The sequence below is a fragment of the Arthrobacter sp. B2060 genome, assembly GCF_059090445.1.
In genome coordinates, this window is sequence record NZ_JBNHFR010000007.1 from 134,822 (window position 1) to 159,853 (window position 25,032).

A 25,032-nucleotide genomic window follows, 5' to 3' on the forward strand; every position below is an offset into this window, starting at 1 on the left:
ATAACTTTGAGCGCGAAAGTGTAGCCTCGGCTACCCTTTAACCATTGTTCGGACACAGACGTCTGGGCCATCTATCCGGGGGGATTAGCTGCGCATGACTTCTCGATCGCCTATTTCCGGGCGCCTGTGCCTTTCTGCTGCTTCGTGCCTCGCCATCTCAGCCCTGGCTCTCAGCGGCTGCACCAGTGGCGACGCGCCCCCGGGAGAGCCGAGCACCGGGGCGACTTCTTCAGGGGCGCCGTCTGCGTCCATTACGCCGGCTGCCTCGCCTACTCCTAAACCGACTCCCGTCTATAAGCCGGCCGACGCCAAGGGCAGGGCGCAGAATGTGCCGGTTCCAGTGAAGCCTGCGTTGGCAGACAAGAATTCCAAGGAAGGGCTGGAGGCGTTCAGTAAGTACTGGTTTCAAGCGCTCTCATATGCCTACGAAACCGGTGACACTGCCCTCATGGAGGCTGCTAGTGGGCCTAATTGCCGCTTCTGTAATGGGCTTCGGGACAACATCAATAATGCATGGCAGGGGAAGAAATGGATAGCAGGAGGAAAGATTCAGACACCATCCGTCCGTGCAAAGTTCAGTCCGGGCGGAAAATCTCAACAGGCAACAATTCAAGTAGTTCAACAGCAAATCTCGATATATCGAGCGACAGGCGTCTTGTCTCAGGCAGTAACTAAGGCGTCCAACACCGGAAGCCAGGCAATTGCTACCTTCGACTCGACGGGTTGGGTCATGATGGACCTTGGCCTAATTCGCTAACTGATGAAAATCACCGGCTTAGCATTTGCCTCGTTGTTCCTGGTTGGGATAGTTACCACCCACCAAGCTGTCGGAGTCGCGGCTGATAACTCTTCGACCGTCATCGGGTTTGAGGACACCGGCCTTGAGGTCGGGGCTGCGAACTGGGTCCTCGACAAGATCAGCGGCGAGATCGTCCCGGCACCGGCCGGTTTCGTCAGTGAAGATCCAAATCAATACAATGCCTTTCCTCAGTGCCAAGTGGACGATGGAAACCTAGCGATCGAATGCTTGGCCGGGCAACGGCCTTGCCCGCCACGTGCTGACGGTAAACCAGGGGTGCCCGTCATTTGGAAGGTCGCGCCGAGATCCATCGTTAACCCAACTTGGACAGACTGGACTGGCAACGGAGGCGGTGCCACTTGCCTTTATGACAGAAACCCGGAAGACCTGCTGCCGCGAATCGCGGCCCTGATTCAGCGAGAGTTCGACAAACTGCCCGTGGCCCCCGGAAAGGTAACGGCGCAGCCGAGTCCCCACACTCTGCGGGGCGCTGAGACCAACTTCTACGCGGATGCAGTGGAGCAGGAGTTCGACATAACGATACTGGCGCAGAAAATTCACATCGTCGCCAAACCGGTCCAATACCGCTGGGACTACGGCGATGGCACTTCACTCGGACCGACGACCACCATGGGTGGGCCGCTGCCGCAGGACCGCTGGGGTGAGAAGACCCGGACGAGCCATGCCTACGCGCAAACCGGAGACTTCAATGTCGTCCTGACCACGTACTTCCAAGGCACCTACTCAGTCAACGGTGGTCCTGCGCTCCCCATACCCAATCAAGGCCAGTTCAGTGCGCCCCCTCAATCCGTAAGTGTCTGGCGGTCGGTCACCCGGAACTACGCGGACGATTGCATCACAAACCCCCGCGGCCAGGGCTGTCCAAACGGATGAACCTGGAGCTGCGTCGTCGGACCGCAACCGAGCGCGAGGTGTGAACCTCAGCGCATTCGGAATACTTGCACACGCGTGGCAGTTGCAGACTGTGAACCCAAATGCATTCTGAAAGGAACCGCGCGCATGCTGTTTTCCCGTCTGAACCTCGGCGAGCTTGAACTCCCCAACCGGCTGGTCATGGCCCCTCTCACCCGCCTCCGCTCAGGCAAGGACGGCGTACCAGGGCCCCTCGTAGTGGAGCACTATCGCCAGCGGGCGTCCCTCGGCTTGATCGTGAGTGAGGGCATCTACCCCAGCCCGGCTGGCCGCTCCTACCCTGGACAGCCGGGGCTGGTTACGGCCGAGCAGATCGCCGCTTGGAAAAAAGTCACCGATGCAGTCCACACCGAGGGTGGCCGGATGTTTGCGCAGATCATGCACGGCGGGCGCGTCTCCCACGAGGACATCACCGGGGGCCACCGAATCGTTGCGCCGAGCGCCATCGCCGTCGACGCTGAGACCCGGACCTATAACGGTAAGCAGGCCCACCCCGTGCCTCATGAACTCACGACGGACGAAGTTCCCGTGGTGATCCAGGAAATCGTCACGGCGTCGCGGAACGCAATCGAGGCCGGTTTCGACGGCGTCGAGCTCCACTCTGCAAATGGTTATCTGCTGCACGAATTCCTTGCGCCGAACAGCAACATCCGGACGGACAGCTACGGCGGCTCTCCCGAAAAGCGGGCACGGTTCGTCATCGAGACCGTAAACGCTGTGGTTGAGGCGCTGGGCGCCAACCGCGTGGGAATCCGCATCTCGCCGGAACACAACGTTCAGGGCATCAGCGAAAATGACGTTGAGGATGTCCGAGCCACGTATGAAGTATTGGTGAACTCGATCGCGCCCTTGAACCTTGCCTACCTGAGCATCCTGCATGACCAGCCGGCATCCGATTTGGTCCAGGACCTGCGCGCCCGGTTCAACGGAACCTTCCTCGTCAACACCGGGTTCGGCGACATCACCACCCGTGAGGAAGCAGTTTCCCTGGTCTCTGAGGGCCACGCAGACGCTGTGGTGGTTGGCCGGCCAGCCATCGCCAATCCCGACCTCGCTCGTCGTTGGCGCGAAGGGCTGCCCCTGAACGAGCTCGACCCGAGCACGTTCTACGCGGAAGGCGCCGAGGGTTACACCGACTACCCGGCCTACCAACCCGCGTAGCCAAACCGGCAAACGCAGAGTCGCTGGCAACCACAGAGAATCAGAGGAACCGCCCGGAATCCCTGGCGGTTCCTCTGGCCTTTACGCCTAACACTTTGTAGCAGTATCACGCCATCCAGGCCCGGCCGGACCCGCCTGTCTTCATCCGGCCGGGACATCGTCAGCCTGCCGCGAGGGCCTCGTTGACGAGCTTGGCCAGTTCGGGTGCATCGGCTGCGGTGACCGCTCCGACGGCGCCGCTCTTCATCACAGTGACCGCCAGGGTGCCCTTAACTCCCAACACGGTAATGTTGCAGACCTGTTTCTGCCCGCTGGGGGTGGTTTGGACGGTGAGCGCAGCCAGCGACTTATCGGCCTGCACTGCGGGCTCCAGTCGTTTCATTTCGTTGGTGACCTTCTGCCCCTTCAACTCAACGGTGTACTTCGAGCACTCATTCAGAGCAGCTGCGCTCTTCTCGAACTGGGCAGTCATCACCGAAGGGTCCCGGACCGCGAACACCGTCATGACCGTCGCCGTTTTGGCCTTCGCCGCCAGGCTCGCCCCGGCAGCGTAGGTGCTGCCCTCGGGAACCTGGGTGTTGTTATCGATCAGCACCCCGCAGGTTTTTGGTGTGATGACGGCGGTTTTGAGCATTCCCCGTGCTGCTATAAGTCCCTGATCGATCTGGGCAGCCGGGACGACGGTGAGGGGCTGTCCCTGGGCATCCTTTAGGCCGGCGACGATGGCGGTGAGTTCCTCATTGGTGTAGGCCTTCGGTGTCGGTGTCGGCGTCGGTTCCGATGATGCAGGGGACGGGCTCTCGGATGCGGTGGTACCCGACGGGGATGGGCCGCCGCAGCCTGCGAGAGTGAGAACTGCTGCGATGGCGAGGGCGGCTGGAGCGTTGCTTCTGTTCATGGCTGGATCCCGTTCAACTGTGCCGGCCTGCCCGCGGGTTTTCGCGGGCTCGTTCCGGAACTGCGCCGTCAGCTGCCGCTTGCCTGCGGGCACAGCACACCGCGCACGCCTGCGATGTTTGAGTCGCTCAGGGCCGACCTGCGGGGCCCGTGTCCTGCTGTAGTGATCCCCTTTTTCACCGCTGGATAGCGCGGTTGCTCAGAGGGTACGACGTCAGCCCGGCCAGCGCCAGAGCAGGCAGGTAACTGACCTCCCTGACTCCCGCCGACATGCCCGGGGGCCCTGCCGGGACTTGGTCGTAGTCTCCTACTAGCGCAATGAGCCGGGCAACCTGAACATCCTCGGATGCAGTTTGTTGGTGGTGACCTCGCACCTTCGCGACTCCAACTTCGACGCGGTTCAATCCTCACGGGCCCATGCATCCCCACGGTTCGCTCGACTATAGGATTTGAGGATGCAGAAAGCGTCCAGCGGCACCAGCGCCGGCAGCCGGCACAACGATCAGACCGGCGCCCGCCGCGGAGGGCGAACCGTGAATCGCCAGGTCCTGGCCGACCACGTCTATGAGGAACTGCTGACCGCACTCATGGACGGACGGCTGGAACCCGGCGCCGCCGTCAGTATTGATGGGACAGCCCGCGAACTCGATGTTTCGCCCACTCCTGTCCGCGAGGCACTTGCCCGGCTGGAGCACACCGGCATGGTCCGGCGAGTGGCGTTGAAAGGCTACCGCGTTGCCCCGGTCTTCACCCGGGAAGACTTCGCGGAGCTCATGGAGGCGCGGCTGGCTATCGAGCCGGTCAACGCCCGTCTGGCCTGCGCCCGGCTCACGCCCGAACGGCTTGCGGAACTCGAAAGGACCGTCGACGACCTCAAGTCGGCGCCACGCGGCCCCTCATTTGCTGAATACAAGGACTATCTGGAAGCGGACGAACACTTCCACCAGCTGATCGCCCAGCAGACCGGGAACCAGTTCATGGTTGCCGCCTACGCCGCCCTTGGCGGGCAGGTCCAGCGGTTCCGGCTGTTCGGCGGCGTAGGCATCACCGACGCAGAATTCGCCATCGCCGAGCACCAGGCAGTGCTGGATGCGCTCTCCACGGGGGACCCCGAAAAGGCAGAGGCCGCTATGGCCGACCACATCCAAAAGGTCCGGGCGCGGGCCATCGCCGACGCCCCCGCCAACTAGCTGCCCGCGCAGCAAGGCTGCTCCGCACCGCAAGGCTTCCGGGCCTCCTTCGCGCCATCACCCACCCGAAAACCTTGACACCTCTCCATCGATAGTAGATCCTATAGGAAACAGGATTCACGAAGGAGTGCATACGTGGCTTATACAGCCGAGAACTGGCCCATCACCGCCGCCCTGCTGCAGTTCCCCGGCACAGACGCCCAGGGAACCCACATCAACGACGCCGACGCGTCCGCCTGGGCCGAAGTTTTCACCGAGGTCAAGGAAGCCGGCTTCGCCAACGCCGACCTCACCGACAGCTGGGTCCGCCCTGGCGACCTCAGCAAACAGCGCCTCGCGGAGTTCAAGCAGACCGCCCAGGAAGTGGGCATCGGCATTCCCGTCATCTCCGCCATCCGCCGCAGCGTGATCGAGGAAGGCAAGTGGGAAGCCAATCTCGAGTACAGCCACCGCACCATCGACGCCGCCGCTGAACTGGGGTGCGAGGTCGTCTCCTTCGGTCTGCACCAGGCGATCACTCCGGAGCAGCAGAAGCAGCTCTGGTTCTGGACTGTCGAAGGCTACAAGGACCCGGCAGGGGACAAGGAGTCCTGGAACAACGCTGTCATGCGGCTCCGCGAACTGGGCCGGCACGCGGCAGACGTCGGCGTCCTGCTTTCCCTCGAAATGTACGAGGACACCTACCTCGGCACCGCGGACTCCTCCGTGCAGTTGGTCCAGGAGATCGGACTCTCCAACGTCGGCCTCAACCCGGACATCGGCAATCTCATCCGCCTGCACCGCCCCATCGAGGACTGGCGCGAAATCGTGGCCAAAACCATGCCGTACTCCAACTACTGGCACGTGAAGAACTACATCCGCGACGAGGACGTGGCCCGCGACAGCTACGTCGCCATGCCCGCCCCCATGGAAAGCGGCCTCATCAACTACCGCGAGGCGTTCAAGGTGGCCATCGCGAACGGGTACCAGGGCATCATCTGCACCGAGCACTACGGCGGCGACGGCCTGTCCGTCACCGCCCGCAACCAGGAATACCTGCGCCGCCACGTCCTCCCGAAGAAGGACGGCTACGCGCTCGGCACGAGCCTGGTGGCACAGGGACGGCAGCGGCCGGCCGCCGTCGAACTCGCCACTTCCTGAAAGGTCCGCACGTTCGGTTCCCACCGGAACTGAACGTCCGACGGCGGCTGCCGGGCTCGGTTCCGGTGGCCGCCTTCCCGGGCCCTCCGGAACAAACCGGCCGTGGTCCACGACAACTGCTCAACCCAACACGGACTCAATGAGGAACCATGACCCAGATCTTCGACAATCCCGCTGATTTCGCGGATGAGGCGCTGGACGGCTTCGTGGCTGCCAACCGCGGTTATGTGGCCCGAGTGGACGGCGGCGTTGTCCGCTCCACTGAGATGGCCCCCGGCCAGGTGGCCCTCGTGATCGGCGGCGGCTCTGGACACTACCCGGCCTTCGCCGGACTCGTGGGACCGGGCCTTGCAGCAGGCTCAGCGTGCGGCAACATGTTCGCCTCGCCCGCCGCCGGCCAGGTCTACCGCGTGGCTAAGGCCGCCGACTCCGGCGGCGGAGTGCTCCTCAGCTACGGCAACTACGCCGGCGACGTCCTGCACTTCGGCCAGGCCCAGCTGCGCCTCAACGCCGAAGGCATCGAGACCCGCACGGTGCTGGTGACCGATGACATTGCCAGCGCGCCGCTGGACCAGATCGAGAAGCGCCGCGGCATCGCCGGCGACCTCACGGTCTTCAAGATCGCTGGTGCCGCCACCGAGGCAGGCCTGAACCTGGACGAGGTGGAACGGCTGGCCATCAAGACCAACTACCGCACGCGCTCCCTGGGTGTGGCCTTCGACGGCTGCACCCTGCCCGGCGCGAGCGAGCCCCTCTTCCAAGTGCCCGAAGGCCAGATGTCGCTGGGCCTCGGCATCCACGGTGAACCGGGAATCTCCGAGCACCCCATGCCCACGGCATCGGAGCTCGCGGAACTGCTCGTCTCCAGGCTCCTCGAGGACAAGCCCGACGACGCCGGCGACCGCGTGGTGGCGATCGTCAACGGACTCGGCACGATCAAGTACGACGAACTGTTCCTGCTGTTCGGCAAGATCGAAAAGCTGCTCGATAAGGCCGGGCTGACCGTGGTGGAGCCGGAGTGCGGCGAGCTGGTCACGAGCCTGGACATGTCCGGGCTTTCCCTGACCCTGCTGTGGCTGGACGACGAGATCGAGCAGTACTGGGCAGCCCCTGCCGACACTCCCGCCTTCCGCAAGGGCAACCTCGCACCGCGCGCCCGCCGCGAACTCGCCGGAACCGAGGATGCCGTCGCTGAAGAGACGGAAAAGGCAACCGCGGCATCCGCCGACCTGGGCAGGCTGGCTGCTGCGGTCCTCGCTCAGGTGCGTGACGTCGTCGTCGAACACGAAGAGGAACTCGGCAACCTGGATGCCATCGCCGGAGACGGCGACCACGGCATCGGCATGCGCCGCGGCGTGGATGCCGCCGCCGCGGCCGGCGAGCAGAATGCGGCCGCCGGAGCGTCCGTTGAACGTGTGCTCACCGCCGCGGGGGAGGCCTGGAGCGAGCGGGCCGGCGGAACCTCCGGTGCCCTCTGGGGATCGGCGGTCATCGCGGCGGGAATCGCGCTGGGCAACCGCGACTCCTACCGGCCAGAGGACGCCGCCGCAGCGGTGGAGGCTTTCACCAGCGCGATCACCGCGCTCGGCAAGGCCGAACCGGGGGACAAGACCATGGTGGACGCGCTCCTGCCGTTCCAGAATGCGTTCCGCAAAGAGCACGACGGCGGCGCCTCCCTTAGCGGCGCCCTCACCGCAGCTGCTGCCGCGGCCACGGAAGCGGCCGGGCAGACCGCGAACCTGCGCCCCCTCAAAGGCCGGGCCCGCCCGCTGGCTGAGAAGAGCCTCGGCCATCCTGATCCGGGTGCAGTTTCCTTCGGGCTGATCGCCGAACGGATCGCCCGCTACATCCAATTTGAACTGGCCACGTCTGATCTGGCCTCATCCCGCATGGCCGCACCGGCCGGAAACGGAGCACAAGCATGACCTCGACCGCAGCCTGGCGCATTGTCATCGGCAACGATGAGGCTGGCGTTGAATATAAGGAAGCGCTGAAGGCATTGCTCGAGGCAGACAACCGCGTGGCCTCCGTGGTGGACATAGGAGTGGCTGCCAACGACTCCACGGCTTACCCGCACCTGGCCGTCACAGCTGCCCGCAAGGTGGCCGAGGGCGAAGCCGACCGTGCCCTCCTCATCTGCGGCACGGGCCTTGGCGTGGCCATCGCGGCCAACAAAGTCCCCGGCATCCGTGCCGTCACCGCGCACGACAGCTACTCCGTGGAACGCTCGGTCCTGAGCAACAACGCCCAGGTCCTCACCATGGGCCAGCGCGTGATCGGCCTGGAACTCGCCAAGAAACTCGTGGGCGAATGGCTGGACCACCGCTTCGACGAGAGCTCGTCCTCGGCGGCCAAGGTGGACGCCATCTGCTCCTACGAACCCGACTACACGAAGGCTGACTGAACCATGACAGAGATACCCAACAGCTCAGGCAAGTTTGCCGTCGTCGGGTCCGGCTACATGGGCGGCGGCATCGCCCAGGTGCTGGCGCTGGGTGGAGCGCGCGTTGCCTTGGCCGATGTGTCCGCGGAGGTGGCGCAGAAGAACTACGAGCGCCTTCTGACGGAGTCCGACCAGTTTGTGGCTGACGGCCTGTTCCCCGCAGGCTCCACCGAGATCCTGAAGCAGAACCTCTGGGCCGCGAAGGACATCGAGGAGGCCGTGGCGGACGCCGACTTTATCGAAGAGGCCGTTCCCGAAGTCATCGCGATCAAGCACGAGACGCTGGCCCGCATCAGTGCAGCCGCCCGGCCGGACGCCATCATCGGCTCGAACACCTCCACCATCTCCATCGCGGAGCTGTCGGAGCCGGTGGCCAACCCGGAGCGCTTCCTTGGCGTCCACTTCTCCAATCCGTCGCCCTTCATCCCGGGCGTGGAGATCATTCCCCACGCCGGGACCTCGGCCGAAACGGTTGGCGCGGCCCGCGATCTGGTGCACGCTGCCAACAAGCAGACCGCGATGGTCAAGGACGTCACCGGGTTCGTGCTCAACCGGCTGCAGTACGCGCTGTTCCACGAAGCCGCACAGCTCGTCGAGCAGGGCATCGCGACGGCGGAGGACGTGGACACCCTGGTCCGCACCACCTTCGGCTTCCGCCTGCCCTTCTTCGGGCCGTTCGCAATCGCCGACATGGCCGGTCTGGACGTCTACAACTTCTGCTACAAGTCGCTGCAGACGGACTTCCCCGAGCGCTTTGCCACCCCGAAGATCCTCACGGACCTCGTGGAGGCCGGGAAGCTGGGCACCAAGACAGGTGCAGGCTTCCTCAACGTCCCCGCCGAGCGCACACAGGAGCTGATTGCCTACCGCAACAAGGCGTACGTGGCCATGCAGAAGCTCATCGAGGAGCTTGGCCCGGCACCCATCAACTGAGCACCCGCCCGACTGGCGCTGTACCCGGCACAGCCGAACCCGGCACAGCCGTATCCAACACAGGCAGGAAACCAGAATGACGCAGCCCCGCGCGGCCGGCATCGCAGGCAACAACACCCCGGAAACCATCTATGTCGGTGTCAGCACCAAGATGTACCTGGGGTACCGGGACAGCCTGCGCTGGCTGGGCGAGCTGCGCCGCGAAGCGGACGCCCGTCCGGCACTCGCTGCCGGGCGGGTCGTCCCGTTCGTCATTCCGTCCTTTCCCATGCTGCCCGCTGCTGCGGAGATCCTGGCCGGCTCGCCGGTCCTTCTCGGGGCCCAGGACTGCGGCTGGGCAGACGGCCCGTGGACCGGCGAGGTGTCGCCGTCACTGCTTTCGGAGCTCGGCGTACGCCTCGTGGAGATCGGCCACGCCGAGCGGCGCCGGCACTTCGGCGAGGATGACGCCATGATCGCGCTCAAGGTCAAGGCAGCAGACGACGCCGGCCTCACACCTCTGCTGTGTGTCGGCGAGGAGACCGCCGGCACGGGTTTGGGGACGGAGAACGGGGCTGGATCTTCGGCCGAGACGGCTGCTTCGTTCGTCTACGGCCAGATCGAGGCCGCCACCGGCGGAGACTGGGAGCTCGCCTCGCGGCTGGTGATCGCCTACGAACCGGTGTGGGCCATCGGCGCCGCCGAACCGGCCAGCGCCGGCTACGTATCCGACGCCGTGAAGCACCTTCGCGCACGGCTCGCCGCTCACGGACTGGCTGGCCTGCCGGTCATCTACGGCGGCTCGGCCAAGCCGGGACTGCTGCCCACGCTCGACGGCGTTTCCGGGCTCTTCCTCGGACGGTTCGCCCACGAGGCGGCCAACTTCGGAAAAGTGCTGGATGAAGCCTTGGCACAGACCCACGGTGTGGTGCCGGGCCCCGGAAGCGGACAGGGCTAGAGGAACGCCTCCCGCCCGGTCCCTTCGCTCAGAACAAGCTGGCCGTCCTCGATGGACACCAACAGGCTCCGCGGCCGCCCGTGCAGTTTCTTCTCGGCCATGAGATTCCGGCTGACCACCTCCACCCCCACCGTGGCGCCCTTAGCGGGCAGCTCCACAGACACTTCCTCTGCCATTCCGAGCAGCTCCCGGGTGGTGACGTCGCGGTCGTACCGTGCTTCCTTGCCGTTGACAGTGATGGCGACATCGTCCTCGTTGAAGCCATCCTGAAGAATGATGAGCAATTCCTGCATGGTGCACCGCCTACCTGGAGGATTTCTGCTGCCTACAGTCACTACACCACTTAAGCCCAGCCCTGTGTAGGGCAAAATGTTGTGGTGACCCAATTCCCGCAGGCCCCTTCCGCACCCTCCCCAGCTCCGAATCCAACCCCGGCACGTACTCCGGAGGCCAACGGCACGGACGGCGGTCTTGCCCAGCGCATCGCCGCCCAGATCGCCGCCGAGCTGGGCGTCAAAGCCTGGCAGGTGAAGGCAGCCGTGGACCTGCTCGACGGCGGATCCACCGTCCCCTTCATCGCCCGCTACCGCAAGGAAGCCACGGGAACGCTCGACGACACCCAGCTCCGCGATCTCGACGAACGCCTGCGCTACCTCCGCGAACTGGAGGACCGCCGTCGTGCGGTTCTTGAGGCGATTGCTGCGCAAGGCAAGCTGACCCCGGAACTCGAGGCCGCCGTCGTCGCTGCCGATACAAAATCCAGGCTGGAGGACATCTACCTGCCCTTCAAGTCCAAGCGCCGCACCAAGGCGCAGATCGCCCGGGAGGCCGGGCTGGAACCGCTCGCCGACGCGCTGCTCAAACGCCCCGAACTGGATCCGGAGCGCGAGGCGGCAAAGTATCTGAACGCCGAGCATGCGATTGACGATGCCGCCGCTGCGCTCGCCGGCGCACGCTCCATCCTCGTGGAACGCGTGGCACAGGATCCGGATCTTGCAGAAACGCTGCGTGAGCGTCTGTGGACGCAGGGCCGGATGGTGTCGCGCGTCAAGAAGGGCAAGGAGGCCGAAGGGCAGAAGTTTGCGGACTACTTTGAGTTCTCGCAGGCTCCCAGCGGAATGCCGTCGCACCGCGTCCTTGCGCTGCTGCGCGGCGAGAAGGACGGCGTGCTGGAGCTCGACCTCGCCGAGGCTGACCCGTCCGACGACGACGCCCTCGCCGCCGCGCGCGCCCGGTACGAATCCGCCGTGGCCAGGTTCCTGGGGGTTGCTGACCGTGGCCGGCCCGCCGACGCCTGGCTCCTCCAGACCGCGCAGGTGGCATGGCGCTCGCGGGTGCTTGCCCGGCTCACCGCCGATCTGCGCGGTCGGATGTTCGCTGCTGCTGAGGACGAGGCTGTCCGCGTCTTCGCAGCCAACTTGCGCGATGTCCTGCTCGCCGCACCGGCCGGTAACCGCGCCACCCTTGGCCTGGACCCCGGGCTGCGCACCGGCGTGAAGGTGGCCGTGGTGGACGGGACCGGCAAGGTGGTGGCCACCGACACGGTGTATCCGCATGCGCCGGCCCGCAAGTGGAACGAAGCCCTGGCGACGCTCGGCCGCCTCGCGCGGCAGCACGCCGTCGAACTTGTGGCGATCGGTAACGGCACGGCCTCACGGGAGACGGACAAACTGGCTGCTGAACTGATCAAGCAGCTGTCCGCCGAAGCGGGTGGCGGAGCCGCTACGCCACAGAAGCTGGTGGTGTCCGAGGCCGGTGCGTCCGTGTATTCGGCGTCGGCGCTGGCCGCGGCGGAACTGCCGGGGATGGATGTGTCCCTCCGCGGCGCGGTCTCGATCGCGCGCCGGCTGCAGGACCCGCTGGCCGAACTGGTGAAGATCGATCCGAAGTCGATCGGTGTCGGGCAGTACCAGCACGACGTCACCGCCGCCAAGCTGGACCGCAGCCTGGATGCCGTGGTGGAGGACTGTGTGAACGCGGTGGGCGTGGACGTCAACACGGCGTCGCCCGCGCTGCTGAGCCGCGTGGCCGGCGTCGGCCCGCTGCTGAGCGAGAACATCGTGGCCTACCGCAATGAGCACGGTCCGTTCGCCAAACGCAGCGAGCTGAAGAAGGTGCCGCGGCTGGGTGCGAAGGCGTTCGAGCAGTGCGCCGGATTCCTGCGGATCACCGGGGGAGCCGAGCCGCTGGACGCGTCCAGTGTCCACCCGGAGTCGTATCCTGTGGCCCGGAAAATCATGGCAGCCGCCGGTGCGGGCACTGGTGCCGCCGCCGGTGCCGGCACTTCAGGCAAGGCCTCGATGCTTCCCAGCACCGGGCTGGCCGGAGCGAGTTCCCTGAACCCGCAGGACTTTGTGGATGGCACGTTCGGTTTGCCGACGGTGCGGGACATCATCGCCGAGCTCGAGAAGCCGGGCCGCGACCCCCGGCCGGCTTTCAAGGCCGCCACGTTCTCGGAGGGGATCGAGAAGATTTCCGACCTCAAGCCCGGGATGGTGCTGGAGGGGACAGTCACCAACGTGGCCGCGTTCGGCGCGTTCGTTGACGTTGGAGTGCACCAGGACGGGCTGGTGCATGTGTCGGCGCTCGCGAACCGGTTCGTGTCCGATCCGCGAGAAGTGGTGAAGTCGGGCCAGGTGGTGCGCGTGAAGGTGCTCGAAGCCGATCCGGAACGGAAAAGGATTTCGCTGTCCCTGCGGCTCGACGACGAACCGGCACAGTCGTCCGGCGGGCGCCAGACTGCTGGGGGCCAGCCTGCCGGGCGCCAACCTTCCGGGCGCCAGACGGGCGGCGGCCGTCCTGCGCGCAATGGCGGTTCTGCGGGTGCTGGTGCTGCGGGCGCCGGCGGCAATGCGGGCGGTGGCGGTCGTGCGGCCGGCGGCAGCAAGCAGAAGCCCGCGCCGCAGAAGCCCGCGCCCCAGAAGCCCGCGCCCCCGGCGGACACTGCCATGGCAGAAGCGCTGCGGAAGGCCGGCCTCGCGAAGTAGGCGAGCCTGCAGGACATCGAGCCTTTCCCGAACTCCAAGCCGCTGGGCAAGGTTCTGTCTGGGATTAGAGCATGGTCCGCGTCGCGGGCGCGTTGCCCCTGACAGCATAGAACCGGGTGCCTAGAGTAGCGGCATGAGTTTTACGCCGCCGAAGCCGTTCACCACCCGTCCCACCCTGCGGGGCACGTTCGGCATGGCTGCATCGACGCACTGGCTGGCAACGGCAACGGCGCAGTCTGTGCTCGAGCGGGGAGGCAACGCGTTCGACGCGGCCGCCGCCGCTGCCTTCGTGCTGCACGTGGTGGAACCCCACCTCAACGGTCCGGGCGGAGACATGACCGGCGTGTTCACTACGGCAGAGGATCCGGGTAAGCCCGTCGTGCTCATGGGGCAGGGCCCGGCGCCGGCCGGAGCTACCGTGCAGCACCTCCGGGGCGAGGGTCTGGATCTGGTGCCGGGCTCCGGTGCGCTGGCCGCCGCGGTGCCTGGTGCCGTCGACGCCTGGCTATTGCTCCTGCGGGATCACGGAACCTGGGAGCTCGCGGAGGTGCTGGACTTCGCGATCGGGTATGCGCGGGACGGACACCCTGTTCTTGCACGCGTCGGCAGCACCATCTCCGCGGTTTCGGCGTTGTTCAGCGATCACTGGCCGACGTCAGCCGACCTGTGGATGCCGGACGGACGGATTCCGCAGGAGGGAGAGCTGATGCGGAATCCCGCCCATGCGCGCACCTTGCAGCGACTGGTCCAGGCCGGCGCAGGCATAGGGGAGGCTGCGGGTGCTGCCGCTGCCCACACGCGTGAGTCGCGGATCGACGCTGCCCGCCGCGAATGGAGTGAGGGCTTCGTGGCCCGGGCCGTCGCCAAGGCTGTGCAGACGCCACACCGCCACTCGTCCGGGACGGACCACCGGGGCGTGCTGACCATGGCCGACATGGCCGGGTTCCGGGCGAGCTATGAAGAGGCCGCCACTCTGGAATTCCGGGGCTATACGATTGCCAAGACCGGACCGTGGGGTCAGGGTCCGGCGCTGCTGCAGACCCTTGCCATTCTGGACGGCTTCGATGACGAACACCTCGATCCGTCTACTGAGCTCGGCGCCCACACCATACTCGAGGCCCAGAAGCTCGCGCTGGCTGACCGCGAGGTGTACTACGGCGACGCCGATGTGCCTCTGGACCACCTGCTGTCGGCAGACTATGCGGCTGAGCGCCGCCAACTCATCACCGAGCAGGCGTCCCACGAGTTCCGTCCTGGCCGGGTCCCCGGGCTGGTACCGTACACTCCGGTCCTGCGGACGGAGTATGCTCCGCCGGCACACGCGGGTGCTGCCGGCGGCGTAGGGGAGCCCACTGTCGAACCGACGGGGGAGACCCGCGGCGACACCTGCCACATCGACGTCGTGGACCGCTGGGGGAACATGATCTCGGCGACGCCGTCAGGGGGCTGGCTGCAGTCGTCGCCGGCAATTCCGGAACTGGGCTTTTGCCTGGGGACCCGGCTGCAGATGACGTGGCTCGAGTCGGGAACCCCTTCGACGCTGGCTCCCGGTAAGCGGCCCCGAACCACGCTGACGCCGACACTGGTGTTGCGCGACGGCACCGCAGTCTCGGCGCTTGGCTCACCGGGCGGGGACCAGCAGGACCAGTGGCAGCTCCTTTACTTGCTTCGGACAATTGTCGGGGGATACTCGCCTCAGCAGGCCATCGATGCGCCGGCCTTCCATACGACGTCGATGCCAGGCTCGTTCTGGCCCCGAACTTGGGAACCAGGCGGTGCCGTCGTCGAGGATCGGCTGGGGAACAATGTCATTGAGGGCCTCGAGCGAAGAGGCCACCGCATCACGCGCGCCGGTGACTGGACGCTGGGACGGCTGTCCGCCGTCGTGCGTGATCCGGTGACCGGAGTCCTGCAGGCGGCCGCCAATCCGCGGGGTGCGCAGGGTTACGCTGCGGGGCGGTAATGCTGCATAGGGGACCTCGCAAGGCCTTCCCGCTTCGGTGCGGGTTCTTTGGTTGCCTTCGGCACGTCGGGGTTTCCGGTATCCGGGCTTTCTGAAAGGCTGGGACCATGACTTACTTCCTGGAATATACGGTTCCTGCTGGCCCTGACGACGCCGAATTCGAGTTCCCGCACGACGAGATCCAGACGGGGACCACCATTCCGCTCTCGGAGACGGACGCCGAAATGGTGCACACGCCCGAGCTTGCTGCACGGACCGGCATCGTCGGTGCAACCGTCCCGGAAGCCAAGCTCGAAGCCGAGCAGCTCATCATCCACAGCCGGGCCACGGAGGCTTCTCTCTATGAGGATCCGTCCAACTCGCTCCAGTCGGGCATCGGCACGCTGATTGCCACATTCGTGGAAGGTCGCGGCTGGCAGGACGCCTAGCCAGCAGCACGAACACAAGATACCGGACGCCCGGACTCCCTGAGGGTCCGGGCGTCCTGCTGTTTAGTGGGGCCTGCAGCACGGCTCGGCGGCGTTGCAGTTTGCACACTCGCGTAGACCCCGAACGCTCAGCTCATGTTCGGTGGTGGTGGTTGCGGCGGGGTTTTTGGTGGGGGTCGATGTGGGGTGGGGGGATGAACCAGGGGACTCCGGTGTTGACCTGGATCTGCCAGTGTTCTTTGTGGATCAGGTGGTGGTGATGACTGCAGAGGAGGACGCCGTTGTCGGTGTTGGTGGGTCCGCCGTGTGACCAGTAGGTGGTGTGGTGGGCTTCGCACCAGGGGGCGGGGATGGTGCAGTTGGGGAAGGCGCAGCCTTGGTCGCGCGCGGTGAGGGCTTTGCGGATGTGGGGCGGGAAGATCCGGGTGGTGCGGCCGACGTCGAGGATGCGGCCTTCGGCGCCGAGGAGGATGGGGATGATGTCCGCGTCGCAGGCGATTTTGCGGATGGTGGCGGCGTTGACGGGTCCGGTGAATGTGAACGTCCCGGTGCCGGCTGGGCCGGTTCCGGTGGCTGTGCGTGAGTCGGCGGGTTGGTTTGTTGGTGTGGTGTGGGGGTAGCGGGGGCCGTTGGTGGCAGTGGTTTCGAGGCGGTTCAGTAGGTCTTGGTGGTTGATGGTGACCATGACTTGGGGGCGGAGGCCTCCGGTGGTGGGCAGGGTGTTGGTGGCGAGGGCGGTTTTGCAGGCGCCGATGAGGCCGTCGAGGAGTTGCTGGGGGCGGGTGCGGCGTTCGAGGTGGGCGTCGTTTGCTGCGGTTTCGGCCGCGTCCCCGAACCCCGGCCCGGGGTGGTCGTCGGGGGTGCGGGGGTTGGTGGCGGTGTTCATGACGGTGAGGAGGTGTTCGTATTGGTCTGTGGTGGCGAAGATTTCGAGGTGGTGCAGGCCGCGGCGGGGGCGGCGGAGGAAGGCGCCTTGGCGGTGGCGGAGTTCTTCTTCGGTGGGTTCGGTGCCGTCCTGGTCGATGGCGTCGGTCCAGCGGTGGGCGATGCGGGTCAGGAAGTCGTGGTCGTTCTCTACGGCGGTGCGGATCAGGATGGTTTCCATGTGCTCCAGGACGGCGGGCTCGGCGATGGGGCGGGCTTTGTCCAAGGCCGTGGTGATGATGGTCCCGGCGCGGGAGGCGATGGTCCCGGCGGCCAGGACCGTGGCGATGCGTTCGCAGGCCGGGGGCAGGGGCGTTCCGCCGATGCCGGTGCGGGGGAGAACGGAGCCGGCGAGGGCGAGGCGGCGGCGGGCCTCGCCGATGCTGATCCGGAGCCGGATCCGCAGGAACTCCGCGGCGTTCCGGCACCCGTCATCGGCCGGATCCACCGCCCCAAGCCCGGCCGCTGCGGTCGGGAGAGCGGAAGCCGCTGCCGCGGGTTCGGTGCCGGGTTCGGTACCCCAGCCCGTGGTCCAGCCCGCGGCTTTGCTGGCCGGGCCGGCGGTATTGATCGCAGCAGTGTTGATCGCTGCCGTGCGGGTCCGCTCGACCGCGGCGGCCGCGAGCAGCTGCAGGTGCTCGACCCGGCGGGACAGCTCCTCCGCCAGGTCGGCGAAATCCGCAGCATCCCCGAAACCGGCCAGGGCTAGGTCTCCCGGTGCGGACTCCACCACCGATTCCACCAGCGCGAGGCAGGCCTGCAGATTAACCGAAGCACCGCCGTCGAACACCACGCCGCCCACACGCCCGGAAGCTGGCATGGAAACGGGAACGCTGCGGAGCCGGCGGCTCCACAGCAGGGAAGCCGCGCTGAATCCGGACGTTACCGTCCGGCCTGCGGTGTGATCCGCTGCGTTGCCCCCAAGGCTTCCATAGGAAAACTTTGTCAGAGGGGTGTGACATTTTAGTGCGGCAGGCAAACCCGGATGGAAGGAGGAATCGGGATGGAAACGCGGAGCCTGCTTACGTCTCGGGGACTCTGGAGTCGGGGTTCACGGAGCCGCTCTGTGGACCGGAGCGGGACGATAACGGTTCTTTCTGCCAAGGCCAGCGACCAGTGATCTCCAGCTCCAGTGAGAAACTCAGGAAGGTACGGATGAGCACGATGAGCGCCAGCACGCCGACGCTTTCATACGTCGGCGCCACGGCTACGGTACGGATGATGTCTGCCGCGACGAGGAGTTCCAGCCCGAGCAGAATGGAGCGGCCGAGCAGTTGGCGGTAGGCGCGGTAAACGGACATCCGCTCGGCGTCTGCGGGCAGGCGGCGGGGCTGGTAGCCGCGCAATGCCATGGGGATCGAGACGACGGCGCCGACCACCATCACGGCCACGCCCGCGAAGTCAACGAACTTGCCGACTGCTTCAATGATGTGCTGAAAATCCACGCCGTGCCCCCGTCGAATGTCTTGGTCGTATCCGTCCGCGCTTACGGTTGCGGCCGTCCCCGCTCAGCCCCGCCCGCTCAGCCCCCGCCTGCCGCCTGAGCACAGCCTACGGGTGGCGCACGCCAACACCCGCCAGGATCGCGCGATATCCCTCGCGGAACGTCGGATAGATAAAGGAGTAGCCCGTTCCGCGCAGCAGTTTGTTGCTGCACCGCTTGTTGCCGCCGCGCCCGTCGCCGATATTGCCCGACGGCGGATCCTGCAGCCCCAGCTCTGACGCCAGGAAACGCAACACGTCGCCGAGTTCGGCTGGGTCGTCGTCCACGCCCACGTAGAAGGGAGAGGGTGCGTCGTCCATTGTGCACAACTGAACGATGGCGCCGGCCGCATCGTCCCGGTGGATGCGGTTTGTATAGCGCGGTGCATTCGGGACTACGGCCGTGCCGTTGCGGACCTGATCGATTAGCCTGGTGCGCCCGGGGCCGTAGATGCCTCCGAGACGGAGAACCACTGCGGCTGTTGGCGTTTCGCGCAGGCGCTCATGGAGCAGATCCTCTGCCTCGCGGATGATGCGGCCGGAGAAACTGCCCGGCACCGGCGTCATGCTTTCGTCGATCCAACCGCCGCCCGCATCGCCGTAGACAGCGGTAGAGGAGATGAACAGAACGCGGCGCGGCGTCACGCCGTCACGTTCGAGGGCGTTGAGAACATGGGAGAGTCCGTCCACATATGCGGTGCGATACGCCTCCTCGGTGGGCGAATCAGCGGCAACAGCCACGACGACGGCGGTAGTGTCCGCCGGGACCGGTGGAAGTTCAGGGGAGCTCAGGTCAGCCGCGACTCCTTCGATCAGTGCCGGGAGTTTCTCCGGCGACCGCCGCCAGCCCACAACGCGGTGCCCGTCTGCGGCGAACCGCAGACCGGCTTCGGTGCCCAGATCGCCGCAGCCGGCCACAAGGATAGTCATACCTCCAGTCTGCCAGTCCACCCGCGGTGGCCGTGAACGGACAGGCCTCCTCGGACGTCAGTCAGGCTGCCGGCTTAGAGCGCAGGGACCGGGAAGAACACCCGCGGGTCCTGCAATAGGGCCGGGTAGTCGAACGCGGAACGGTCAATGATTTCGGTGACTTTGAAGTTCCGGCCGAAGCGGCCGTCGTCGAGCGTGATGGGGCGCCCAAGCACCATTCCGACGGCGAACCTGCTGCCACCCTCAAGAGGAACGGCCACGGGGGACTTGCCGGGAAGTGTGGAGAATGCGGCCTCTTGGCGCTGGCGTTTCCGCGACGGCTTTTTGACTTGCTGCTTGGGAGGCAACTTGCGGGCGACCTTCAGCGGCCGGCGGGAGCCTGACTCCGCGTAGACGGGCTGGTAATCGTCCTCCGGGTTCTCCGCAATGACTGCGGCTGCACGGCCCACGGCCGGCAGCCCGACTTTGTCCAGGCGCTCCGGGTCGATGTCGCCAACGTGTTCGCGCAGGATCCACAGGACGTCGCCTTCCGGATCCTCGGGAAGGAACTCGTGGCGCGGCTCAGGCCAGACATACTCAAGATCGGATTCCGTGTCGGGGAAAACCGGCGTGTAGAAGCGCGGGTCTTTCCTGATGAGGTTGGAACGATGACTCAGGTGCAGCTCCGGGTCGCCCAGCCACGGCGGCATGGGGATCTTGGCTGCGTACGCGGGGTGGGCGGCCTGCGGTGCGAATTCGCGGATGTTGTCGCGGGTGTTGTCCGCGAAGCCGCGCTTTTCCCATTCATCGGCCATGGCCAGGCCATACATGGTCAGGGCGGGGACATAGCCCATCCACATGCGGATGGCCGGATGCGACTGCCAGCCGTACTCCGGGATCACCAGCGCACGGAGTGTTTGCAGCGCCTCGACGCGCTGCTTGCCGAGCCTGGCAGGGTCCAGCACAGCGGCGCTTTGCTGGAAATCGGGATACGGAAGGAAGGTCTGCATTCTTTCAGTCTGAGGCCCCGCGCCTGATGTGCCAATTACGGTGTCACGGCCCACATCGATTCGCGCGCCATGGCCCCCCAGCATGTTCACAATGTGGACCTATGCATACAGGCGGGGCGGTCGACCACTAAGATAGCCGAAACCCAAATAGCGTCTGGAAGCCTTCACATGACTCTTACCTCCCCTGCGCCGTTAGAAACCGCGCCATCAGCACCTGAATCACACGCGTCACAGGCACCCCAGCCGTTCGTTCCGAAGTACGGCAAGATGCTCGGCCCCGAAGCGAACGGCATCCTGGTTCTGGACGAGTTCACGCTGGATCCGGCCGCCGCTCGCAAGGAGCAGCACGGCTTCCGTGCCGCACTTGCCTCCGTCTCCTTGACCCTGCGCCGGCTGATCGCTCTCCGCCTCGTGATCGCCATCGTGGCCATCGCTAATCTGCCGCTGTTCCTGATGTCGACGGGCTGGTGGATCTACGCTGTATCGCTGTCGGTGGTCATCGGAGTGCACTTGGCCGTGAACTGGCTGAACCGCCACGAGCCGCGCGTGAAGCAGCGCCACGAACTGGAACTCCACCGGCACCGTGAGCGCAGCACCAATTACCGCAAAGTCCGCGACGCCGTGAAGTTCGTCATTGACACGCCGTCCCGCATGAACGAGCACCTCTACCTCGAACTGCTCCACGCCAAGCGCGTCGCCCTTCACCTGGCCTCAGGCACCGTTGCCCTGCTCGACACGAGCGACGACGCCGCATGGAAGGTCCGCATCGTCCGCGAACTGCCGGCGGCCGCCTGAGCGCCGGCTCAAAGTACACCGACTTAAATACAGCGACGCCGGGACGTCCTCCGCGAAGGGGGCGTCCCGGCGTCGTACTGCTTTAAGCGGTCCGTACTGCTTTAAGCGCTGGCGCTAGCGCGACGGCTCTGAAGACGGCAACTGATTAGACGAAACTGATTTAGCCGGCAACTGGTAGACCGGTACTGATCAACCGACGACGCCGGAACCCCACCTCGAACGGGTAAGTTCCCCGCCGTCGTACTGCTTGAGGACAAGTTAAAGAACAACGCCGGCGCCCCATAAACGGGGCGCCGGCGTTGCGCTACAGACAGCCAGTTGCTGTCAGCAGGCCTGCTGACTAGGCGGGGAGCTGCAGAACCTGGCCAACGAACACCAGGTCGGGATCGGAGATCGAGTCGGCGTTTGCGTCGGCAAGGCTCTGCCAGCCGCCCTTCACGCCGAGCTTTTCGGCGATCTTGCTCAGGGTGTCGCCGGCCTGAATCGTGTAGGTCGCGCCGCTCAGGGCGACGGGAGCCACGTGCTTGGCCTGGGTCTCCACCGGAGCCGGTGCCTGCACAGGGGCCTGGACCGGGACCTGGGTGGCTACCGGGGCCTGGGCAACGGGAGCAGCAGCCTGAACGGGCGCGGCCTGAACCGGCGCGCTCTGCGGCTGGAGCTGCGGAGCAGGGGCGCCGCCGCCACCGGTCAGGCCCAACTTGGCGGCGCAGGCGGGCCAGGCGCCCCAGCCCTGCGTGGCCTGGACCTTCTCGGCTACAGCGATCTGCTGGGCGCGGGAGGCGTTTTCGGGCGCACCCGTGCCGCCGAAGCCGGCCCAGGTCTGCGGGGTGAACTGCAGGCCGCCGGAGAAGCCGTTGCCGGTGTTGATGGCCCAGTTGCCGCCGCTCTCACACTGGGCAAGTGCGTCCCAGGTGGAGCCGCTGGTGGCGGTGGGGGTTGCGGCGTTGGCAGCGGTGGCGGAAAGAGCCAGGCCAGCAGCGGAAACGGCCACAAGAGTTGCGCCGCGGCGCGCGGCAGTAGCGAAAGTGGATTTCTTCATTGTGGGATGCTCCTGAGGCCACCCGCGCTCGGTCCGTCCCCGGACGTTGTCGCGCTACCACCCGCCCCTGACAAACTAGAGGTCATTTCGGTGTCCGCCGGCCGGGCAGTAATTGGTGGAGGCGGCACCGGGCATTCATGGGCCCGCTTGGCGCGGGCATGTGTTCAACGGTAAGGCAGCCGGGCTCCGTTATCAAATCGAGATAATTCTTGACCGTCCAGCCGCCAGAAGTGAGGCCGGGCAAATGCGTCCCGCCTCGCTCAGGATTTCAGGGCTGAAGCAAGATATGGCGCCGTGCGGCTGCCTTGTGCGCTCGCGACGGCGGCCGCCGTTCCGGCCGCGACGATCTCACCGCCGGCGTCGCCTCCGGCCGGGCCCAGATCGATCACCCAGTCGGCGGCTGCCACGACGTCCATTTCGTGTTCCACGACGACGACGGTGTTGCCCGCATCGACCAGGCGGTGGAGCTGGGCCATGAGCAGTTGGACATCCGCCGGGTGCAGTCCGGTGGTGGGTTCGTCCAGCACATAGAGTGTGTGTCCCCGGCGTGCCCGCTGCAGTTCGGTGGCGAGCTTGATGCGCTGCGCCTCGCCACCCGAGAGCTCGGTGGCCGGCTGGCCGAGCCGGAGGTAACCCAAGCCGACCTCCCGCAAGGTCTGCAGGCTGCGAGCGGCGGCCGGAACGTCGTTCAGGAACTCGGAGGCTGCATTCACCGTCATGCCCAGGACCTCCGCGACGTTCTTGCCGCGGTACGTCACCTCCAGGGTTTCGGGGTTGTAGCGCGAACCGTGGCATTCCGGGCAGGGGCCGTAGCTGCCGGGCAGGAACAGCAGTTCCACGGCCACAAACCCCTCGCCCTGGCAGGTTTCGCAGCGTCCTCCGGCCACGTTGAAGGAGAATCGTCCGGCGCCGAAACCGCGGGACTTGGCCTCGTCCGTCGCGGCGAACTCCTTGCGGACCGCGTCGAAGAGTCCGGTGTACGTGGCGAGGTTGGAGCGTGGTGTGCGGCCGATCGGTTTCTGGTCCACCTTCACCAGCCGGTCCACCTGGTCCAGGCCGGAGACCGGCCCCACCGTCAGCGGTCCTGTGAGCTCGGCGGCGTCTTCACCCAGGTCCGGCCGCCCCGCGCCGGAGTCGGAGCCGGTACCGGTGACGGCTGCAGCGCCGGAGCCCGCGCCGGCTGCAGCCGCGGTGTCCGGGTGCAGCCGGGCTCCGACCACCTCGGCGAGCACGTGGCTGACCAAGGTCGACTTGCCCGAGCCGGAGACCCCAGTAACGGCGGTCAAGACGCCCAGCGGGAAGTCGGCGTCGAGTCCGCGCAGGTTATGGCGGCTGATGTCGCGCAGTTCCAGCCAGCCTTCCGGCTCGCGGCGAGCCCCGCCGTCAGCAGTGCCCCCGCCGTCAGCAGTGCCCCCGCCGCGCGGGCCGCCGTCGTCAGTGCCGCCGTCGACCCCCATCCCCACTGATCGGGCCCCCTCGAAACCGGTGCCGAACAGGAAGGGCCGGGTGACGGACTCCTCGACGTCGGCCAGACCGGCCACGGGGCCGCTGTAAAGCACTTCGCCGCCGCCCTCGCCGGCGCGCGGGCCCACATCCACCAGCCAGTCGGCACGGCGCACCACGTCCATGTTGTGCTCCACCACGAACACCGAGTTGCCGGAGGACTTGAGCTGATCGAGGACGGCAAGCAACGGTTCGGCGTCGGCAGGGTGCAGTCCGGCGGAAGGTTCATCCAGAACGTAGATCACGCCGAACAGCCCGGAGCGCAGTTGCGTCGCGATGCGGAGCCGCTGCATTTCGCCGGGGGAGAGGGTTGGCGTGGAGCGTCCGAGCGCCAGGTAGCCGAGGCCGAGGTCCAGCAGCACCGTGATTCGCTGCAGCAAGTCACGGGTGATCGCGACCGCCACCTCATTGTTTTCGCCGGACGTCTGCGTGCGCGATGCGGTGGCTGACTCTGTCAGTTCAGTGGTGGGCCTGATGATTTCCGCGAGTTCGGCCATGGGCACGGCGTTCAGGTCGGCAATCGTGTGCCCGGCAAAGGTGACGGCCAGCGCGTCCGGGGTCAGGCCGGTGCCGCCGCAGCGGGGACACGGCCCGGTTTCCATGTAGGCGAGGACCCGTTCGCGCATGGTGTTGCTCTTGGAATCGGCCAGGGTGTGCAGGACGTAGCTCCTCGCGCTCCAGAACCGTCCCTTGTACGGCTTGGCCACGCGGTCGCGCTGCGGCGTCACTTCCACCACGGGCTGTTCCTCGGTGAAGAGGATCCAGTCGCGGTGTTTCTTGGGGAGTTTCCGCCAGGGCGTGTCAACGTCATAGCCGAGGTGCGTGAGGATGTCGCGCAGGTTCTTGCCCTGCCACGCTCCGGGCCACGCGGCGACAGCGCCGTCACGGATGCTGAGCGAGGTGTCCGGAACGAGGGAGGCCTCGCTGACGGTGTGGGCGATTCCCAGGCCGTGGCATTCGGGGCAGGCGCCAGCGGCCGTATTGGGGGAGAAGGCGTCCGAGTCCAGCTGGGCCGCCCCTGCCGGATACGTCCCGGCGCGGGAGAACAGCATGCGCAGGGAGTTCGAAAGGGTCGTGACGGTGCCCACCGTCGAACGGCTGCTGGGAGTGCCGCGGCGCTGCTGAAGTGCGACGGCGGGCGGCAGCCCGGTGATCATCTCCACCTTGGGGTTGTGCCCCTGCTGGATGAGGCGGCGGGCGTACGGCGCCACGGATTCGAAGTAGCGGCGCTGGGCTTCGGCGTAAATGGTCCCGAACGCCAGTGAGGACTTGCCGGAGCCGGAAACGCCGGTGAAGGCGACGATGGCATCGCGCGGCACGTCCACGTCCACATTGCGCAGGTTGTTTTCGCGGGCGCCGCGTACCCGGACAAAGCCGTCCGTCGGGTGGTCGGGCATGAGCTCTGTCGCCAGATCCGGCAGCGGATCAGCGTGCTGGTCACTTCGCATCCAATCGACTCTAGCGGTGATGGCTGGCCCGGGGACTATTCTGGCGGTGTGAACACTTACGACGGCGCCGCCGAACCGGCCGATCAAGCCCCACTTTCCAGCGAACCGGAC

The 25,032-nt window shown here is 66.3% G+C and carries 21 protein-coding genes; 13 read left to right on the forward strand and 8 right to left on the reverse strand.

Annotation, left to right across the window (positions count from 1 at the left end; translation table 11 throughout):
- Window positions 1–94 precede the first annotated feature (94 nt).
- From AC5RUM_RS13870 to AC5RUM_RS13880, 3 genes are all read left to right on the forward strand, one after another.
- Window positions 95–757 carry a DUF6318 family protein gene (locus tag AC5RUM_RS13870; protein WP_494035459.1) on the forward strand — a complete coding sequence of 221 codons (663 nt, stop codon included), beginning with the start codon at window positions 95–97 and terminating at the stop codon, window positions 755–757.
- 3 nt (window positions 758–760) lie between these two features.
- Window positions 761–1,693 carry a hypothetical protein gene (locus AC5RUM_RS13875; RefSeq protein ID WP_494035460.1) on the forward strand — a complete coding sequence of 311 codons (933 nt, stop codon included), beginning with the start codon at window positions 761–763 and terminating at the stop codon, window positions 1,691–1,693.
- Window positions 1,694–1,819: 126 nt separating this feature from the next.
- Window positions 1,820–2,893 carry an alkene reductase gene (locus AC5RUM_RS13880; protein ID WP_494035461.1) on the forward strand — a complete coding sequence of 358 codons (1,074 nt, stop codon included), beginning with the start codon at window positions 1,820–1,822 and terminating at the stop codon, window positions 2,891–2,893.
- Between the two features lie 160 nt (window positions 2,894–3,053).
- On the opposite strand, the gene AC5RUM_RS13885 is transcribed toward AC5RUM_RS13880, so the two are convergent.
- A complete protein-coding gene (locus AC5RUM_RS13885) occupies window positions 3,054–3,791 on the reverse strand; it encodes a hypothetical protein (RefSeq protein ID WP_494035462.1) in 738 nt (245 codons plus the stop codon).
- A 454-nt stretch (window positions 3,792–4,245) separates the two neighbouring features.
- On the opposite strand from AC5RUM_RS13885, the gene AC5RUM_RS13890 reads away from it, so the two are divergent.
- From AC5RUM_RS13890 to AC5RUM_RS13915, 6 genes are all read left to right on the forward strand, one after another.
- Entirely contained in the window at window positions 4,246–4,980 is a 735-nt protein-coding gene (locus AC5RUM_RS13890) for a GntR family transcriptional regulator (protein WP_494035463.1), read from the forward strand.
- Window positions 4,981–5,115: 135 nt separating this feature from the next.
- Window positions 5,116–6,120 (forward strand): sugar phosphate isomerase/epimerase family protein, encoded by a 1,005-nt coding sequence (locus AC5RUM_RS13895; protein WP_494035464.1) that lies wholly within the window; start codon window positions 5,116–5,118, stop codon window positions 6,118–6,120.
- Window positions 6,121–6,269: 149 nt separating this feature from the next.
- Window positions 6,270–8,045, forward strand: a complete 1,776-nt coding sequence (gene dhaL, locus AC5RUM_RS13900; RefSeq protein ID WP_494035465.1) for a dihydroxyacetone kinase subunit DhaL — start codon at window positions 6,270–6,272, stop codon at window positions 8,043–8,045.
- A complete protein-coding gene (locus tag AC5RUM_RS13905; protein ID WP_494035466.1) occupies window positions 8,042–8,524 on the forward strand; it encodes a ribose-5-phosphate isomerase in 483 nt (160 codons plus the stop codon). The genes dhaL and AC5RUM_RS13905 overlap by 4 nt, the downstream gene beginning before the upstream one ends.
- Window positions 8,525–8,527: 3 nt before the next feature.
- Entirely contained in the window at window positions 8,528–9,496 is a 969-nt protein-coding gene (locus AC5RUM_RS13910; RefSeq protein ID WP_494035467.1) for a 3-hydroxyacyl-CoA dehydrogenase family protein, read from the forward strand.
- A 76-nt stretch (window positions 9,497–9,572) separates the two neighbouring features.
- Entirely contained in the window at window positions 9,573–10,433 is an 861-nt protein-coding gene (locus tag AC5RUM_RS13915; RefSeq protein WP_494035468.1) for a triose-phosphate isomerase family protein, read from the forward strand.
- On the opposite strand, the gene AC5RUM_RS13920 is transcribed toward AC5RUM_RS13915, so the two are convergent.
- Window positions 10,430–10,726 (reverse strand): hypothetical protein, encoded by a 297-nt coding sequence (locus tag AC5RUM_RS13920; protein WP_494035469.1) that lies wholly within the window; start codon window positions 10,724–10,726, stop codon window positions 10,430–10,432. The genes AC5RUM_RS13915 and AC5RUM_RS13920 overlap by 4 nt on opposite strands.
- Window positions 10,727–10,810: 84 nt before the next feature.
- On the opposite strand from AC5RUM_RS13920, the gene AC5RUM_RS13925 reads away from it, so the two are divergent.
- The 3 genes from AC5RUM_RS13925 (at window position 10,811) to AC5RUM_RS13935 (ending at window position 15,811) form a co-directional block, all read left to right on the forward strand.
- Window positions 10,811–13,420, forward strand: a complete 2,610-nt coding sequence (locus tag AC5RUM_RS13925) for a Tex family protein (RefSeq protein WP_494035470.1) — start codon at window positions 10,811–10,813, stop codon at window positions 13,418–13,420.
- 133 nt (window positions 13,421–13,553) lie between these two features.
- Window positions 13,554–15,383, forward strand: coding sequence for a gamma-glutamyltransferase family protein (locus AC5RUM_RS13930; protein WP_494035471.1), 1,830 nt, complete (start codon window positions 13,554–13,556; stop codon window positions 15,381–15,383).
- Window positions 15,384–15,490: 107 nt separating this feature from the next.
- A complete protein-coding gene (locus tag AC5RUM_RS13935; protein WP_494035472.1) occupies window positions 15,491–15,811 on the forward strand; it encodes a hypothetical protein in 321 nt (106 codons plus the stop codon).
- 133 nt (window positions 15,812–15,944) lie between these two features.
- Here AC5RUM_RS13935 and AC5RUM_RS13940 read toward each other — a convergent pair whose 3' ends face one another.
- The 4 genes from AC5RUM_RS13940 to AC5RUM_RS13955 form a co-directional block, all read right to left on the reverse strand.
- Window positions 15,945–17,555, reverse strand: coding sequence for an HNH endonuclease signature motif containing protein (locus AC5RUM_RS13940; RefSeq protein WP_494035473.1), 1,611 nt, complete (start codon window positions 17,553–17,555; stop codon window positions 15,945–15,947).
- A 202-nt stretch (window positions 17,556–17,757) separates the two neighbouring features.
- Complete coding sequence (locus AC5RUM_RS13945; RefSeq protein WP_494035474.1) at window positions 17,758–18,180, reverse strand: DUF1622 domain-containing protein; 423 nt, start codon at window positions 18,178–18,180, stop codon at window positions 17,758–17,760.
- A 106-nt stretch (window positions 18,181–18,286) separates the two neighbouring features.
- On the reverse strand, window positions 18,287–19,147 hold the full coding sequence (locus tag AC5RUM_RS13950) for an NAD-dependent epimerase/dehydratase family protein (protein WP_494035475.1): 861 nt from the start codon (window positions 19,145–19,147) through the stop codon (window positions 18,287–18,289).
- A gap of 74 nt (window positions 19,148–19,221) precedes the next feature.
- On the reverse strand, window positions 19,222–20,136 hold the full coding sequence (locus AC5RUM_RS13955; RefSeq protein ID WP_494035476.1) for an MSMEG_6728 family protein: 915 nt from the start codon (window positions 20,134–20,136) through the stop codon (window positions 19,222–19,224).
- Window positions 20,137–20,403: 267 nt separating this feature from the next.
- Between AC5RUM_RS13955 and AC5RUM_RS13960 the strand changes: the two genes are divergently transcribed.
- Window positions 20,404–20,931 (forward strand): hypothetical protein, encoded by a 528-nt coding sequence (locus tag AC5RUM_RS13960; protein ID WP_494035538.1) that lies wholly within the window; start codon window positions 20,404–20,406, stop codon window positions 20,929–20,931.
- 340 nt (window positions 20,932–21,271) lie between these two features.
- Here AC5RUM_RS13960 and AC5RUM_RS13965 read toward each other — a convergent pair whose 3' ends face one another.
- Both AC5RUM_RS13965 and AC5RUM_RS13970 read right to left on the reverse strand, forming a co-directional pair.
- On the reverse strand, window positions 21,272–21,970 hold the full coding sequence (locus AC5RUM_RS13965; protein WP_494035477.1) for a transglycosylase family protein: 699 nt from the start codon (window positions 21,968–21,970) through the stop codon (window positions 21,272–21,274).
- A 260-nt stretch (window positions 21,971–22,230) separates the two neighbouring features.
- The gene (locus AC5RUM_RS13970; protein ID WP_494035539.1) at window positions 22,231–24,870 is read right to left on the reverse strand and encodes an excinuclease ABC subunit UvrA; all 2,640 of its coding nucleotides are present in this window, start codon (window positions 24,868–24,870) and stop codon (window positions 22,231–22,233) included.
- Window positions 24,871–25,032: the final 162 nt, after the last annotated feature.

Bases quoted from the DNA above. Each gene is read 5' to 3' on its own strand.
- AC5RUM_RS13940 (WP_494035473.1), bottom strand. From the start codon at position 17,555: ATGCCAGCTTCCGGGCGTGTGGGCGGCGTGGTGTTCGACGGCGGTGCT.
- AC5RUM_RS13915 (WP_494035468.1), top strand. From the start codon at position 9,573: ATGACGCAGCCCCGCGCGGCCGGCATCGCAGGCAACAACACCCCGGAA.
- AC5RUM_RS13960 (WP_494035538.1), top strand. From the start codon at position 20,404: ATGCTCGGCCCCGAAGCGAACGGCATCCTGGTTCTGGACGAGTTCACG.
- AC5RUM_RS13950 (WP_494035475.1), bottom strand. From the start codon at position 19,147: ATGACTATCCTTGTGGCCGGCTGCGGCGATCTGGGCACCGAAGCCGGT.
- AC5RUM_RS13935 (WP_494035472.1), top strand. From the start codon at position 15,491: ATGACTTACTTCCTGGAATATACGGTTCCTGCTGGCCCTGACGACGCC.
- AC5RUM_RS13885 (WP_494035462.1), bottom strand. From the start codon at position 3,791: ATGAACAGAAGCAACGCTCCAGCCGCCCTCGCCATCGCAGCAGTTCTC.
- AC5RUM_RS13910 (WP_494035467.1), top strand. From the start codon at position 8,528: ATGACAGAGATACCCAACAGCTCAGGCAAGTTTGCCGTCGTCGGGTCC.
- AC5RUM_RS13875 (WP_494035460.1), top strand. From the start codon at position 761: ATGAAAATCACCGGCTTAGCATTTGCCTCGTTGTTCCTGGTTGGGATA.
- dhaL (WP_494035465.1), top strand. From the start codon at position 6,270: ATGACCCAGATCTTCGACAATCCCGCTGATTTCGCGGATGAGGCGCTG.
- AC5RUM_RS13965 (WP_494035477.1), bottom strand. From the start codon at position 21,970: ATGAAGAAATCCACTTTCGCTACTGCCGCGCGCCGCGGCGCAACTCTT.
- AC5RUM_RS13905 (WP_494035466.1), top strand. From the start codon at position 8,042: ATGACCTCGACCGCAGCCTGGCGCATTGTCATCGGCAACGATGAGGCT.
- AC5RUM_RS13930 (WP_494035471.1), top strand. From the start codon at position 13,554: ATGAGTTTTACGCCGCCGAAGCCGTTCACCACCCGTCCCACCCTGCGG.
- AC5RUM_RS13880 (WP_494035461.1), top strand. From the start codon at position 1,820: ATGCTGTTTTCCCGTCTGAACCTCGGCGAGCTTGAACTCCCCAACCGG.
- AC5RUM_RS13955 (WP_494035476.1), bottom strand. From the start codon at position 20,136: ATGCAGACCTTCCTTCCGTATCCCGATTTCCAGCAAAGCGCCGCTGTG.
- AC5RUM_RS13920 (WP_494035469.1), bottom strand. From the start codon at position 10,726: ATGCAGGAATTGCTCATCATTCTTCAGGATGGCTTCAACGAGGACGAT.
- AC5RUM_RS13890 (WP_494035463.1), top strand. From the start codon at position 4,246: ATGCAGAAAGCGTCCAGCGGCACCAGCGCCGGCAGCCGGCACAACGAT.
- AC5RUM_RS13870 (WP_494035459.1), top strand. From the start codon at position 95: ATGACTTCTCGATCGCCTATTTCCGGGCGCCTGTGCCTTTCTGCTGCT.
- AC5RUM_RS13970 (WP_494035539.1), bottom strand. From the start codon at position 24,870: ATGCCCGACCACCCGACGGACGGCTTTGTCCGGGTACGCGGCGCCCGC.